Here is a 13,919-nt window from a genome sequence, read left to right on the forward strand (position 1 = left end):
GAAAGGGCTGCATCAAATGATTGTGTTTTCCGATATGGATGGAACGCTGTTGACGAGCGATAAGCAGATGAGCGATGCCACCTGGGCGATGCTCGACGAGCTCGCTCGACGCGGGATTGAATTTGTGCCCTGCACGGGACGTCCGCTGTCGGGCATCTTTGAGCCCATTCTCGCCCATCCCGCCGTGCACTACGCGGTCTGTGCCAACGGCGCCAGCGTCTGGCAGCTCGACGAGGATACGCCCACCGACGCCTCGCGCGCCACGTGCATCTTGAGCCGTCCGCTCGATTGCGGCATTGCCCACCGCATCCATCGCATTGCCGCCGGCCACGATGTGACCTTCGATATCTTCGCGGATGGACAGTGCTTCCTCCCCCGCTCGCTTTACGGGCGCCTGGATGAGTTCTGCGGCGGTGACCCCCACATCGCGGCTTCGCTCAAGCGCACACGAACACCGATCGACATGGATATCGACAGCAAGATCGACGAGGTCGAGACGCCCGAACGTATCGCCATGTACTGGCACGACCCGGCCGATCGCGACGCCATCGCGGCGGCGCTCGACACGCTCGGAGGCATTGAGGTCACGCGTTCGTACGCCATGAATATCGAGGTCATGGGTGAGGGCGCCACCAAGGGAACGGCCCTCACGTGGCTATGCGAGCACCTGGGCGAGCGTCTCGCCGACGCCTGGGCGTTCGGCGACAACATCAACGACATCCCCATGCTGCAGGCAGCGGGCCATGGCATGGCCATGATCAACGCCGAGCCCGAAGATCGCAAGGCCGCCGACGCCATTACCGAATACGACAACGACCACGACGGCGTCGCCCGCACCATCATGGCCGCCCTTGCCTAGTCATTGGGGACGTTCTTAAACGACTAGTCACTGGGGACACTCTTCGCAAAAAGCCGCAAGGACTGTCCCCCACTGTCGGCAGAAAAGGAACGTCCCCATCTGCCGGATTAGGAGAGACTCTCCAGCACGCGACGGAGCTCCTGCTGGACGGCGTGGTCGCGGTTACAACCCACCACACGATCGGCCACCGCCTTGAGCGCGGGGCGCGCGTTTTCCATCGCGCAGCCCGTGCCGACAAAGCGAATGATCTCGTAGTCGTTCATCGAGTCGCCAAACGCCATGACCTCGTCGCGTCCAATGCCGTAATGCTCCGCGAGCTGCGCGATACCCGAGGCCTTCGACACACCAGGCTGCATGGCATCGATCCACGCGTTGCCCGAAGGCGCAAAAGTAAAGAGCTGACCAAGTTCGCGCTGTAGCACGTACGCGCTGTCCATAACCGCACTGTCGTCGCAAAAGATACTCGCTTTGATGATATTTACGCTGGGATCGGGCAGCTCCCAAATGCGCTCGGCATTGGGAAGGTCCTTATCGACCTCACGCACGAACTTGCACTCGTCATCGAGCAGGAAGGACTTGGTTCGGTCAAAGAGCGCAAGATGCAGATTGGGAAACGTCCTGACGGCTTGGGCGAGCCTTCGAATCGCCAGGTGGGAATACACCTCACGGTCTACCATCTTACCGTCGGCGTAGACCTGAGCGCCGTTAGCGGCGACAAAGTCCATCTTGTCGCGAACGGGCGCAAAGAACTCGCACAGGCGATCGTAGCGACGACCTGACGATGCAGCGAAATGCACACCATGCTCGTGTAGCGCCAGAATCAGTTCATAGGTCTCGGGAGGCACCTGGCCGTTTTCGTCAAGCAGTGTGCCGTCCATATCGGATGCAATCAGTTTAAACATAGAAAAGCTCCCTTCGGGCTTGTTGGAATCGAACGTGTATCCGATTCCAACGTACCCAAAGGGAGCTCAAATAAGACTCCGCGGGCGTAAACGTTACAAGGACCTGGCAAATAGCTCACACATGCCAGAGGCCCCACGGTCGCGACGTCAGGCGGCCCGCCAAAGAATGTCCCCAACGACTAGTCGTTTAAGAACGTCCCCGATGACTAGTCGGCGAAGGTGAAGGTTGTAACGTCGAACATGCCCTCGGGGCGAATGCGGAGCGTCGGGATGACCGGCAGGGGCAGGAAGATGATGCCCATGATGGGGTCGAGCGGCGGCTCAATACCCATGGCGCGCGCCTTGACCATAAAGTCGTCGTGCTGTGCGGCAACGTCCTCTGCCGTGCCTTCGCTCATAAGACCACCGAGCGCCAGCGGAATGCGCGCCACGACCTCGCCGTTGCGCACCAGTACGTGACCGCCCTGGCCCACGGCCTCAACGGCAGCCATCATATCCGCCGCATTGTCGCCCACCACGCACACGTTGTGTGAGTCGTGGCCGATCGTGGAGGCAATGGCGCCACCCGTGATGGTGAAACCGCGCACCCAGCCGCGACCGATATGCTTGCCGACCAGGCCCAGGCCAGCGGGGCCGTCGCCATCGGCGCCCTCGGCCTGCAGCGACACGCCGCGGCCATGGCGCTCAATCAGCATAATGCGGCGCAAGTCCTCGGCGCTCTCGGGGCGGGCCATACCCGTGATAGCCATACCCGGGATAACATCGATAACGGCCTCGCCCGGCTTAAAGGCATAATCGAACACGTCAAGCGAAAGCTTCGGCAGCTTAACGGAAGCACGCAGCTCATCGGCAAGCGCTGCGACCTCGGCCGTCTCGGGTGCGACCTCGCCCACAAAGGTGCCATCCTGCGCCACCAGGGCACCGGCGGCATAAACACGATGCGGAGCCTTGGCAAACGTCAGGTCATCGAGCAGCAGCAGGTCGGCGCGCTTGCCCGGGGCGATTGCACCGCGTAGCTCGTGCGGGTCGCGGCAGCCGTGATCTAGCCCAAACGCCTCAGCCGTGGAAAGGGACGCCATAGAGATGGCGACCACCGGGTCGACGCCGGCCTCGATGGCCACGCGGCAGGCGTTGTCGATCATGCCGGTCGAAAGCGCGTCGGAGGGAGCGCGGTCGTCGGTCGCAAAGCAGCAGCGGCGGGCGCGGGCGGGGTTTTCCAGCAGCATCGGGGACAAATTGGCCAGATCGTGGCTGCACGTGCCCTCACGCAGCATCACATACATGCCGCGGGACAGTTTATCGAGCGCCTCCTCGGGAATCGTCGACTCGTGGTCGGCGATAATACCCGCCGCGGCATAGGCGTTGAGGTCCTTGCCGGCAACGAGCGGCGCGTGGCCGTCAACCTGCTTGGACGGCGTCTGGTTGGCAGCATCGATGCGAGCGCAAGTCTCGGGGTCGGCCATAAAGACGCCCGGCAGGTTCATCATTTCGCCCAGACCAAAGACATCGCCTGGATGCTCGGCAAAAAACGCCTGCATATCGGCAGCAGAAATAACGGCACCGGCCTGCTCGTCGGGCAGCGCGGGCACGCACGAAGGCATCATGTATTTGATGGAGATGGGTGCGCGGCGGCCGTCCTCAATCATAAAGCGCAGGCCGTCCAGGCCCGCCACATTAGCAATCTCGTGGCTGTCGGCAATGGCGGTGGTAGTACCGCGCGTCGCGGCCATGCGAGCATACTCGGCGGGACGGATGTTCGAAGACTCGATATGCAGATGCCCGTCAATAAAACCGGGAGCGAGATAGCGACCCTGGCAGTCGATGACCTCAGTTGCCTCATAGGTGCCAGCGGCATCGTCGCGACCATCGTAGAGCACGCCGACGATCACACCGTCCTTGACGGCAACGCTACCGGGCGCCACGCGCTGGCCATACACGTCGACGATCTGTGCATTGGTAAACAGCGTGTCGACGGGCACGCGGCCCTCGGCGGCCTCGATCACAGTCCTCATGACCTCAACGGACATACATACTCCTTTAACCGTAGAAAAAAGCTGCGGAGCGGACAAGCCTTCACCGCAGCATGCTCATAGCCATTGTATGCCCAAACGATGGGTCAACAATACGCCTCTCCGCTTAACGGCACACGCCACTTGGTGCAATGGGGACTGCCGCTGAGCACCAATGACTACTCGACGACTACTAACTGCCGTCCCGACAACAAAAACGCCGATGTTTTGGCATCGCCAGCGAGCGAGTCGCATTTGAGACAAGGTGACGTGAAACGAAAAGGCGCTGACCTTCTGGTCGCGCCCTTGAAGTTGAACGTCAGATTGTCCAAATGCGGCCCGCGCAGCGTCGGCCGGTCCGCCGTTCGGTAGAACGGCGGAACTAAATCAACTTGAAGCCCTTGCGCTTGCCCACGGAGAGGGTGTCACCCAGCTTGAGGGCGCTGGGATCGATGTTATAGCTCTTGGGAGCCACGGCCTTGCCGTTGATTTTGACGCCGCCGCCGTCGATATCGCGCCGAGCCTGGCCGGCGCTCGCCGAAAGACCCAAGTCCTTGAGCAGGCCGGCGAGGTAGATCTGGCCCTCGTCGTTAACAGTCAGCTCAACGTGCTTCTCGGGGAAGTCGGCGAGCTGGCCCTCCTTGAACACGCGGTCGAACTCGGCCTGAGCCTCGTCGCCGGCACCGGCGCCGTGGTAGGTGTCGCACAGGTCGCGACCCAGAGCGCGCTTGAGCTCATAGGGATCGGCAGAGCCGTCGGCCAGGGCGGCGTCGATCTTGTCGACCTCGGCCGGGGTGAGCGAGCTGGCCAGACGATAGTACTTGCCGATCATCTCGTCGGGGATGGACATGGTCTTGCCGAACATGTCCTTGGGCGCGTCGGTCAGGCCGATGTAGTTGCCGTATGACTTGGACATCTTGCGCACGCCGTCGGTGCCCTCGAGCAGCGGCATGGTGAGCGCGATCTGGGGCTCCATGCCCATCTTCTCCATGAGCTCACGACCAGCGAGCAGGTTAAAGAGCTGGTCGGTGCCGCCCATCTCCACGTCAGCCTTAATCATGACCGAATCGTATGCCTGCATCACGGGATACAGGAACTCGTGCAGGGCGATCGGCGTCTGGGACTGGTAGCGCTTGGTAAAGTCATCGCGCTCAAGAATGCGGGCGACGGTGAACTTGGAGCACACCTGCAGCAGACCGGCCAGATCCATCGACAAGATCCAGTCGCCGTTGTGCACGATGGTGGTCTTCTCGGGGTCCAGGATCTTCATGGCCTGGCTCACGTAGGTCTCGGCGTTAGCCTCGATCTGCTCCTGCGAAAGCTGCGGGCGGGTGGAATTCTTGCCCGAGGGGTCGCCGATCAGTGCGGTACCGTTGCCGATGATGAGGGTGACGTTGTGGCCCAGGTCCTGGAACTGACGCATCTTGCGCAGCGGCACGGCGTGGCCCAGGTGCAGGTCGGGGCTGGTGGGATCGACGCCGAGCTTGATGTTGAGGGGCTCGCCCTTCTCAAGCTTCTTGCGAAGGTCGGCCTCGGGGACGATCTTCGCAGCGCCCGAGGTGATGATACGCATTTGCTCGTCAACAGACAGCATTGGGTATCCTCCTTTTGCTATAGCACCCTCGCCGAAAACGGCGGTGCTGGAAGTCCATAAACTCTCATATGATAACAAACTGACGCGACGCAGCACCTACGACAGGAAAATCCTCGTCCTGCCGCATGCGTCGATGGCAACTGGCAGACGTGTACCGTCACGCTCGACCAGATAGCGTGCCTGCCGACGACGCAAGCAGTCGCGGCAACGAACCTGTCCCGTCGCATCGGTGGCGCAGACGCCCTCGGCGGTCAGCAGGCAGTGCTCGCACACCATAAGCTCGGGACGGTCGGCGTCGACCGGACCCAAGACGCCGGGTTCAGCAGCCAGTTCGGCAATACGCTCCGCATCATTGCCGAGCAACTCCGCCGGCAAGTACACCCGCCCCGCACCGAGTCCGCGCAGCCAGGTAAGCGTGGCCCGATTCGCGCAGAACACCGGCGCCGCCACGTCAAAAGTCACGCCCAGCTCGCGAGCGATCACCACCTGTCCCAGGTTGCGGCAGACGACGCGCCCGGCACGCTGCATCAGTGAGCGGGTCCAGTCAGCGTCACTCGCGCGGCACACCTCGTCAAGCACCACAACGGCGTCGGACAAATCGAGTTCTCCGCGCGGGTCGGCATCCATCAGCTGCCAAGCAAAAACCATGCGAGTGGGAACCGCGCACTCCACCAACTCCGTCGACGCACCGCCATCCACCGCAACGCCCTCAAAGGGCAGCACCTCAACGGCATGCGAAACGGGCGCAATCGAATCCGCCTCGGCCCGCATACGCTCCAACACCGCCGCCGTCTGATCCAATACGCCGGCGCTGCGAATCAGGTACACCTCGCAGCCCGCGTCCACCTTACGCTTGCAATGCACGACGACGCGCTTCCCCGCTGCGGCATCCACCGGGCAGGGCACCTGCGGCCAGCGCTTGGGCACATCGGGACGCGCGTCGACACCCGGATAGAACCGAATCTCGAGCGTGTCACCCGCCGCCACGGCGGCATCGAGCTCAACGGTCACCTCTTCGTGGCCCACAGCGACCAAGCGCCCCACGCGCACGCCCTGGTTGATCGCGCGCTCAAAGCTCATGAGCTCGGCACCCGAACGACCCCGCAGGTAAGCATCGGTAAACCCACGGTTAAACGACCTTCCCAGCTCGCGTTCAAGCTCTTCCACGGCACCGGAGTCCCACGCGCCGTCGCACAGCATATCGAGTGCCCGACGCCACACCCTCACCACGTTGAATACGTAATCGGGATTCTTCATGCGTCCCTCGATCTTGAGCGATGCCACGCCGGCGGCAACAAGCTCGGGCAGGTGCGCGATACCCAGATAGTCACGCGGACAAAGCAGGCGGTCTCCCTCGACGGCAACAACACTCTGCCCCGCCTCGTCCACTAGGTCGTACGCCAGACGGCACGGCTGCGTGCAGTCGCCGCGCATCGCCGAGCGCCCACGCCGCAGGGCCGAGAACTCGCACGCCCCCGAATAGCCGATGCAAATCGCACCGTGGCAGAATACCTCGATGGGCACGCCCGTGGCACAGAGCGCCGCAATCTCGTCGACCGTCAGCTCGCGTGCCGTCGTCACGCGCTCGACCCCCAGTTCATCGGCGGCAAGCCGCACGGCACCCTCGCTATGAGCGCCCGCCTGCGTGGACAGGTGAATCTCGACCCCGGGAATCGCCGCGCGCAGCGCGCAGGCCAACCCGGCATCGGCGACAATCAGAGCATCGGCGCCCAGCTCCAGTGCATGAGCTCCCAACGCCACCGCGTCGGACAACTCATCGTCAAACACGAACACGTTGAGCGTTACGTACACATGCACGCCATGGGCATGCGCCACGGCGCAGCCGCGCGCAAACTCGTTATCCGTAAAGCCATGGGCGCTCACACGGGCGTTAAAGCCGCCCAACCCCGCATAGATGGCATCGGCACCCGCGGCGATAGCCGCAAGCATCTGGTCGAGTCCGCCCGCCGGCGCCAGCAGCTCGGGCAGCGCCGCACTGACAACATCCAATCCAGTCTCGTATTGTCCGCTCGGCCCCATCGTCCGAATCGCCATCGACAAACTCCTTACCAAGGTATGCATTCACTCTGAAAAATGCCGTCTTCCAGCATACACGAGGCCTCGCGCGCCCCGTTTGGTTTATCGTGTAATAACTTATGTCCATCCTGCCCCGACGGCACATCCACCGTCTGGCACGACATACCTGGAGGTCAATATATGGGTCCTCGCCAACGACAGGGACACAGCCGTTCAAAGACGCACGCCCTGCCCATAATCCTGCTCTCGTTTTTGGGCTTTCTGCTGATTGCGGGCGTGGCGTTTGGCATCGGCATGGTCGGTAACGTCAACCGCTGGCTGTCCGATCTGCCCGACTACACCGACGCCAACGCGTATCTGGTGAGCGAGCCCACCGAGATCGTCGACTGTAACGGCAACAAGATCGCGAGCTTCTACACGCAAAACCGCAAGTCCATCACCAAGGACGAGGTCTCCCCCTACGTGCTGCAGGGCACCGTTGACGTCGAGGACGAGCGCTTCTACGAGCACGGCGGTATCGACCTGTGGGGTATCGCGCGTGCTGCGGTGGCAACCCTCGGCGGCGGGCACGAAGGCGCCTCGACGATCACCCAGCAGCTTGTGCGCAACACCATCCTGCAGGAGGAGCAATTCGACTCGACCATTGAGCGTAAGGTGCGCGAGGCCTACATCGCCATCAAGATGGAGGACATGTACTCCAAAGACGAGATCCTCATGATGTACCTCAACACCATCTATTACGGCCACGGCGCCTACGGCATCGAGGCCGCAGCCGAGACCTATCTGTCCAAGAGCGCCGCCGACCTCACCCTGAGCGAGGCCGCGCTACTCATCGGCCTTCCCAACTCGCCTTCGCAGTACGACCCCACGGTCAATCCCGATCTGGCACTGTCTCGCCGCAACAAGGTTCTCGACAACATGCTGCGCCTGGGCCACATCACCCAGGAGGAGCACGATGCCGCACAGGCCGAGCCCATCACCCTCAATGTGACCGAAATCTCGGGCAGCGGCGTCGACGTATACTCGCAGCCCTACTTTGTCTCCTACGTCAAGCAGCTGCTGGAGCAGGAGTTCTCGACCGACGTGCTCTTTAAGGGCGGCCTGACCGTCAAGACCACCATCGACCCCACGATGCAGCAGGTGGCAGAGAATGCCGTCCGCGAGCAGCTCGACACGCTCTCGCTTGACGGCCTGGACATGGGCATGGTCGTCGTCGACCCCAAGACCGGCTACATCAAGTGCATGGTGGGCGGCTACGACTACAACGCCGACGAGAACCACGTAAACCATGCCACGGCCAAGCGTCCCGTCGGCTCCACCTTTAAGGCCTTTACGCTGGCAACTGCCATCCAAAACGGCATGAACCCCAACGTCACCCTCAACTGCAACTCGCCGCTCAAGGCCAAGGGCACCACGACCGAGGTCCAAAATTACGCCAACCAGAGCTACGGCAACATCACGCTTAAGCAGGCGACGGCATACTCCTCCAACACCGGCTACATCCAGGTGGCGGAAGCCGTCGGCAACAGCAAGATCATCTCGCTCGTCAAAAAGCTCGGCATCGACCCCGCCAAGGACAACATCGAGGACGTTCCCGTCATGACGCTCGGCACCGGCTCGATCTCGCCACTCGAGATGGCCGCCGCCTACGCGACGTTTGCCAACGGCGGCTACTATCGCCAGCCGATCGCCATCACCGAGATTGATTCTCGTACCGGTTCGGTGCTGTACCAGCACACCGACAATCCCTCACAGGTGCTTACCGAGGGCGAGGCCGCCGCGGTCACCGATGTTCTGTCCGGCGTCATGAAGGGCAGCGGTACGGGTGCTGCCGGCGCCCTGAGTGTCAACCAGCCCTATGCCGGCAAGACGGGCACCACCGACAACACCACCAACCTTTGGTTCTGCGGCTATACCCCGCAGCTGGCGTGCGCCCTGTGGACCGGCTATTCCGCGGGCGAGATCCCCATCCAAAAGTACGGCACGGACCTGCTGGGCGACAGCACCAACCTGCCTGTCTTTAAGCGGTTTATGAACACCGTTCTGACCGGTACCGAGCGCGAGGAGTTTGCGACCGGAACGGCGCCCACCTACAAGAACAACAGCGTCTGGAAGTTCTACGGCACCAACAACACCAAGAAGTCGGAGAACGACGACAAGGACGAGGACGAAGAGGAAGAGGAAACCACCACAACAACTACCACGACGACCACGACCACCGAGACCACGGGCGGCGACACCACCGGCGGCACCGGTACGACCGGTGGCTCGACGGGCGGCTCCACTGGTGGCTCGACGGGCGGCTCCACTGGTGGCTCGACGGGCGGCTCCACTGGTGGCTCGACCGGCGGCGATGGCGGCACGCCTACGCCTACGCCCACTCCCGACCCCTCGCCCACGCCTGACGATACGGTCGGCTAAGAAGTACGCGACTAAAGCCAACAAGGCCCCGAGCAGCTTATTGAACTGCTCGGGGCCTTTTAGTTTGAAGCGACCTGGTGGGCGGTCTTTATACCGGCAAACAAAAAGGGGTACCGACCAACGTCGATGCCCCTTACAAGCCACTATGTCAGCGCACGCAATGCCGAGCGCACGGCCCGCACACCTACTTGCGAGAATTGCTCAGCTTATTGATCAGCGCCTCGAGGCGCTCGCCGTCCTCGGCCGTCTGGGCAATAACCAAAATCGTATCGTTGCCGGCAAGCGAGCCAAGCACATCGGGCAACTCTGCCGCATCAACGGCGGCGGCGATGCCGGAAGCCGTGCCAGGCTGAGCCTTGATCATAACCAGATTATCGGTACGCAGAACGCCCGTTACGAGCTCGGAAACCATACGCTGCAGGTGCAGGTCCTCTGCCAGAACATAGATGCCCTCAGGGAGCTTACGCAGCCCCATATCGGCAATATCGCGAGAGACAGTCGCCTGCGTGCAATCAAAGCCCATAGCACGGAGCTCATCGACCAGCACGCGCTGCGTGCGGACATCCTTATTGCGCACAATATCTCTAATGGCATCCTGGCGCCCATTGCGTTTTTTAGCCATACAAACCCTCTCTCCAAAAGATGGCGGAGACAATCAATCAGTGATTGAATAGTTTAACGCTATTTGAAGGCTTTTGTGTATAAGAACGCATTTCGAAACAATTCTATGCAAGTTTGTTTCGTAATGAGCCGTTTAGGCGGTTTTTGCGCCCGTCCGGTTAAGAAAAGCTGCCAGATGCGTACACATCACGCAGCGCGCGGGCTTGGCGCTGGCGATCGGCCCAAACAACAGACCGAGTCCCCGATGGTTATCCTTGAGCGCGGCGACCATCTGACGGGTTCGAGGCGCCTCGAGCATATCACGCATGCGGGCGGAACGCTCGATTGACGACACTCCATGCGGGCTCAGACACAAATTCTCGATGCAGGCGACCAGTCCGGCAAAGTAGAACTTTTGGCTTGCCAGCTTGAGCCGACCACCGCTATCTGCTTCCGAGAGTGAGTCCGCAAGCTCGTCGAGCGCCCGGGCGTCATCGGATACCTTGGCATACATGGTGGGATCAAAGGCATCTGTAAGCTTAGGCGCCGCCGCGTGGAAACAAGCGTCGCCGCATCCGGAGACGCGCTGTGCCTGCGAGAGCGCGCACGCCATAAACCCAACCGTGCGAAACGTCTTATCGCACAAAAGACATGCCTCAAACAGTGAACGGCTGTACATCACGCCAGAGACTTGAGCAACCAAGCCGCCTAAAATCAACTGGGGCAGCCCAGTCACCATAGAAGACTCGTCTTCTATGGCAATAGAGGCAGCATCCAAGACGCGCGAATGACGCTCGCGATGCGCATCGTATCGATCGAGCGACACCGAGGGGAGCACAATGTCTGCCGCAGTATCGCACGCGATATCGACCATCTTGGAAAGGGCCTGCGGAGCAAACCACTCATCGGCGTTCATGGCGATGATTTGAGAGCCGCGCGAGGCATCAAAACCGGCACGAAGACAAGCGCCGCGCTTCGCGTCCTCGACGTCAATCAAATCAATATGGATGTCCCTGTCGGCAGCAACTTGAAGCGAATGGCGCACACCGGGCACAGCATCGCGGCAGACAACGACAATCTGCAAATCATAGAGGTCTTGGTTCTGGATACTCTCGAGCGCACGCATCGCATAGCTGGGCGAACCTTCTACCACAAGGATCACCGAAAGTCGCGGATGCGAACAACGTCGAACCAAGTTTTCCATCCTCTCGATAGCAATGAATCAAATCGTGGTTCATGGTACACCCCGGCAATAAAAGCAATGAGACACCGGTTGTATTGCACGCCAAGAACAGATGTTGCACACGTGCAGCCCACAGATGACAGGTGTCAACGCACGCCGCGTCGAGCCCTCCCCTAGTCGAGAACGACAAGCTCGTCGGGGCCGTAATCCACACCCATAAACGTAAGGCCGCAGGCAGGCGCCGTGGGACCCGCAGCGGTTCGGTCACGGGCGTCAATAACCTCGCGCATCCACTGAGGATCGCGACGATGCATGCCAATCTCCACGAGCGTTCCTACAATGGTACGCACCATCGAGTGCAAAAACGCATTGCCCTCGATAGTGAAGATCAGGATATCCTCGCCAAAAGCGACCTCGTGACCAAACTCCGCACGCATCACGCAGCGGTGCGTGGGCTTGCCCACAGCAGAGGCAACCTTGCAAAAGCTCTTAAAGTCCTGCTCGCCCAAAAGCGCAGGGCAGGCGGCCGCCATCGCATCGACGTCGAGGGGATAGCGATGCCACCACACCGCACCGCGCGAGAGCACGGGGCGCGCATCGCGATCGGCAATACGGTACGTATACGTACGGGACCGCGCGTCAAAGCGGGCAGAAAAGCCCCTACGGGCCTTGTAGACCTCGTTTATGGCGATATCTTTGGGCAGGAGGGCATCCATAGCCCTCAGCCACCTACGGCGCGTACACGCGAGCTCAGCGTCCGTTACGGGCACGCTAATGTACTGGGCCACCGCATGCACGCCGGCATCGGTACGACCCGCACACGTCAGATCGATCGGGCGGCGCAGCAGCGTCTCGATAGCGCGGCGTAACTCGCCCGCAACGGTCGTCTGGCCCGGCTGCTCGGCAAATCCGCTATAGGACGAGCCATCATAGGCAACACGGAATACAAGCGTGGCATCGAGCTCAGGAATCGAATTGAAATCAGACGGCGCGGTCATGGGCGCTCCCAACAAACAATCAACGGTATCGCGACAAATCAGAACCACCCTTAAAAAGGGTGGTTTGCTCTTAGGGTATAACCCACGGGCCCCGGGCTCGCGTCTAAAGGCGCGGGCCCGGACTTCGTCCAGGCCTAGTGCATCTTGACCCGTGGCGCGCCGGTCGAACCGGCAGCATCACCCCCTCTTGAAGGGGTCCTCGTACTCCTTCACGCTCAGCTTGTCCAGCGCGATGTCGTGGGACTCCTGCTCCCTGATGTACTTGGCGATCGTCGCCTCGTTCAGGCCGACGGTGGACACGTAGTAGCCCTCCGCCCAGAACTTCCTGTTGCCGAACTTGTACTTGAGGTTGGCGTGCCTGTCGAATATCATCAGCGAGCTCTTCCCCTTCAGGTAGCCCATGACGCTCGCGACGCTGTACTTCGGCGGGATCGCCAGCAGCACGTGCACGTGGTCGGGCATCAGGTGCCCCTCGATTATCTCGATCCCCTTGTACTCGCACAGCTTCCTGAGGATCTCCCCTATGTCGCTCCTGATTTGGTTGTAGATCACTTTGCGCCTATACTTCGGCGTGAACACGATGTGGTACTTGCACATCCACTTCGTGTGGGAAAGGCTGTAGGCCTTCTGGGCCATGGCGACCACCCCTTCGACTCGAATTCTTGACGGCCTGAACAATCGTCAATATCGGTCGGAGGGGTGGCTTTGTAAAGCCGTTTGTCTCCACCCGCGTAGCGGGTGGTTTAAAGCTGGCCGCTGCGCGGCCAGCGGACTAAAGTCTTGAAAAAAGAGGGGTACGCGAACGTACCCCTCGAATATAGCCTATGCAGACGGATTGTCTACTCAGCGGTCTCCTCAGCAGGAGCCTCCTCGACGGCCTCGACCTTCTTGGGAGCAGCGGCCTTCTTGGGGGCCGGAGCAGCCTTCTTGGCCTTAGGCGTGCAAGGCTCGGTGACGAGCTCCATGATAACGATGGGAGCGTTGTCGCCCTTACGGTTACCGAGCTTCATGATGCGGGTGTAACCGCCGTTGCGGTCCTGCCACATGCCCTGAGCAGCCTTGTCGAAGATCTCGGCAACGAGCTGCTTATCGCCGAGCTTGGCGATAGCCAGACGACGAGAGTGCAGGTCGCCCTTCTTGGCCCAGGTGATGATCGAATCGACGACCGAACGCAGCGCCTTAGCGCGGGTCTCGGTGGTCTTGATGCGGTCGTTCTCGAAGAGGGCCTTAGCAAGGCTCTTCTTCATGGCCTTGGTGTGGCTCGCATCGGTGCCGAGCTTCAGGCCCTTCTTAACGTTGTGACGCATGGTCTAGTT

At 61.1% G+C, this 13,919-nt stretch carries 11 protein-coding genes; 2 read left to right on the plus strand and 9 right to left on the minus strand.

What is annotated here, in order from left to right:
• The first annotated feature begins 16 nt into the window (after nt 1-16).
• The gene (locus ACGHIZ_RS08680) at nt 17-859 is read left to right on the plus strand and encodes a Cof-type HAD-IIB family hydrolase (RefSeq protein ID WP_390447535.1); all 843 of its coding nucleotides are present in this window, start codon (nt 17-19) and stop codon (nt 857-859) included.
• Nucleotides 860-966: 107 nt separating this feature from the next.
• Here ACGHIZ_RS08680 and ACGHIZ_RS08685 read toward each other — a convergent pair whose 3' ends face one another.
• From ACGHIZ_RS08685 to ACGHIZ_RS08700, 4 genes are all read right to left on the minus strand, one after another.
• Nucleotides 967-1,761, minus strand: a complete 795-nt coding sequence (locus ACGHIZ_RS08685; protein ID WP_006235286.1) for a Cof-type HAD-IIB family hydrolase — start codon at nt 1,759-1,761, stop codon at nt 967-969.
• 206 nt (nt 1,762-1,967) lie between these two features.
• Nucleotides 1,968-3,788, minus strand: a complete 1,821-nt coding sequence (locus ACGHIZ_RS08690; RefSeq protein ID WP_368138208.1) for an adenine deaminase — start codon at nt 3,786-3,788, stop codon at nt 1,968-1,970.
• Between the two features lie 364 nt (nt 3,789-4,152).
• Nucleotides 4,153-5,364, minus strand: coding sequence for a tyrosine--tRNA ligase (tyrS, locus tag ACGHIZ_RS08695; protein WP_117769435.1), 1,212 nt, complete (start codon nt 5,362-5,364; stop codon nt 4,153-4,155).
• Between the two features lie 96 nt (nt 5,365-5,460).
• The gene (locus tag ACGHIZ_RS08700; RefSeq protein ID WP_390447539.1) at nt 5,461-7,419 is read right to left on the minus strand and encodes a U32 family peptidase; all 1,959 of its coding nucleotides are present in this window, start codon (nt 7,417-7,419) and stop codon (nt 5,461-5,463) included.
• A 162-nt stretch (nt 7,420-7,581) separates the two neighbouring features.
• Here ACGHIZ_RS08700 and ACGHIZ_RS08705 point away from each other — a divergent pair, with 162 nt between their 5' ends.
• Complete coding sequence (locus ACGHIZ_RS08705) at nt 7,582-9,822, plus strand: transglycosylase domain-containing protein (RefSeq protein WP_390447542.1); 2,241 nt, start codon at nt 7,582-7,584, stop codon at nt 9,820-9,822.
• Between the two features lie 184 nt (nt 9,823-10,006).
• Here the strand turns inward: ACGHIZ_RS08705 and ACGHIZ_RS08710 are convergent, their stop codons facing one another.
• The 5 genes from ACGHIZ_RS08710 to rplQ all read right to left on the minus strand — a co-directional run bounded on the left by ACGHIZ_RS08710 (nt 10,007) and on the right by rplQ (nt 13,910).
• Nucleotides 10,007-10,444 (minus strand): arginine repressor, encoded by a 438-nt coding sequence (locus tag ACGHIZ_RS08710; RefSeq protein WP_006235280.1) that lies wholly within the window; start codon nt 10,442-10,444, stop codon nt 10,007-10,009.
• 132 nt (nt 10,445-10,576) lie between these two features.
• Nucleotides 10,577-11,584 carry a glycosyltransferase family 2 protein gene (locus ACGHIZ_RS08715; RefSeq protein ID WP_390447545.1) on the minus strand — a complete coding sequence of 336 codons (1,008 nt, stop codon included), beginning with the start codon at nt 11,582-11,584 and terminating at the stop codon, nt 10,577-10,579.
• 194 nt (nt 11,585-11,778) lie between these two features.
• Nucleotides 11,779-12,603 carry a tRNA pseudouridine(38-40) synthase TruA gene (gene truA / locus ACGHIZ_RS08720; RefSeq protein WP_390447548.1) on the minus strand — a complete coding sequence of 275 codons (825 nt, stop codon included), beginning with the start codon at nt 12,601-12,603 and terminating at the stop codon, nt 11,779-11,781.
• A 177-nt stretch (nt 12,604-12,780) separates the two neighbouring features.
• Nucleotides 12,781-13,239, minus strand: a complete 459-nt coding sequence (tnpA, locus tag ACGHIZ_RS08725; RefSeq protein ID WP_055287554.1) for an IS200/IS605 family transposase — start codon at nt 13,237-13,239, stop codon at nt 12,781-12,783.
• A gap of 203 nt (nt 13,240-13,442) precedes the next feature.
• Nucleotides 13,443-13,910, minus strand: coding sequence for a 50S ribosomal protein L17 (gene rplQ, locus ACGHIZ_RS08730; protein ID WP_390447551.1), 468 nt, complete (start codon nt 13,908-13,910; stop codon nt 13,443-13,445).
• Between the last annotated feature and the right edge of the window lie 9 nt (nt 13,911-13,919).

It is taken from the genome of Collinsella sp. i05-0019-G5 (assembly GCF_042851345.1).
Lineage (GTDB): Bacteria > Actinomycetota > Coriobacteriia > Coriobacteriales > Coriobacteriaceae > Collinsella.

Bases quoted from the DNA above. Each gene is read 5' to 3' on its own strand.
- ACGHIZ_RS08680 (WP_390447535.1), top strand. From the start codon at position 17: ATGATTGTGTTTTCCGATATGGATGGAACGCTGTTGACGAGCGATAAG.
- ACGHIZ_RS08685 (WP_006235286.1), bottom strand. From the start codon at position 1,761: ATGTTTAAACTGATTGCATCCGATATGGACGGCACACTGCTTGACGAA.
- ACGHIZ_RS08690 (WP_368138208.1), bottom strand. From the start codon at position 3,788: ATGTCCGTTGAGGTCATGAGGACTGTGATCGAGGCCGCCGAGGGCCGC.
- tyrS (WP_117769435.1), bottom strand. From the start codon at position 5,364: ATGCTGTCTGTTGACGAGCAAATGCGTATCATCACCTCGGGCGCTGCG.
- ACGHIZ_RS08700 (WP_390447539.1), bottom strand. From the start codon at position 7,419: ATGGCGATTCGGACGATGGGGCCGAGCGGACAATACGAGACTGGATTG.
- ACGHIZ_RS08705 (WP_390447542.1), top strand. From the start codon at position 7,582: ATGGGTCCTCGCCAACGACAGGGACACAGCCGTTCAAAGACGCACGCC.
- ACGHIZ_RS08710 (WP_006235280.1), bottom strand. From the start codon at position 10,444: ATGGCTAAAAAACGCAATGGGCGCCAGGATGCCATTAGAGATATTGTG.
- truA (WP_390447548.1), bottom strand. From the start codon at position 12,603: ATGACCGCGCCGTCTGATTTCAATTCGATTCCTGAGCTCGATGCCACG.
- tnpA (WP_055287554.1), bottom strand. From the start codon at position 13,239: ATGGCCCAGAAGGCCTACAGCCTTTCCCACACGAAGTGGATGTGCAAG.
- rplQ (WP_390447551.1), bottom strand. From the start codon at position 13,910: ATGCGTCACAACGTTAAGAAGGGCCTGAAGCTCGGCACCGATGCGAGC.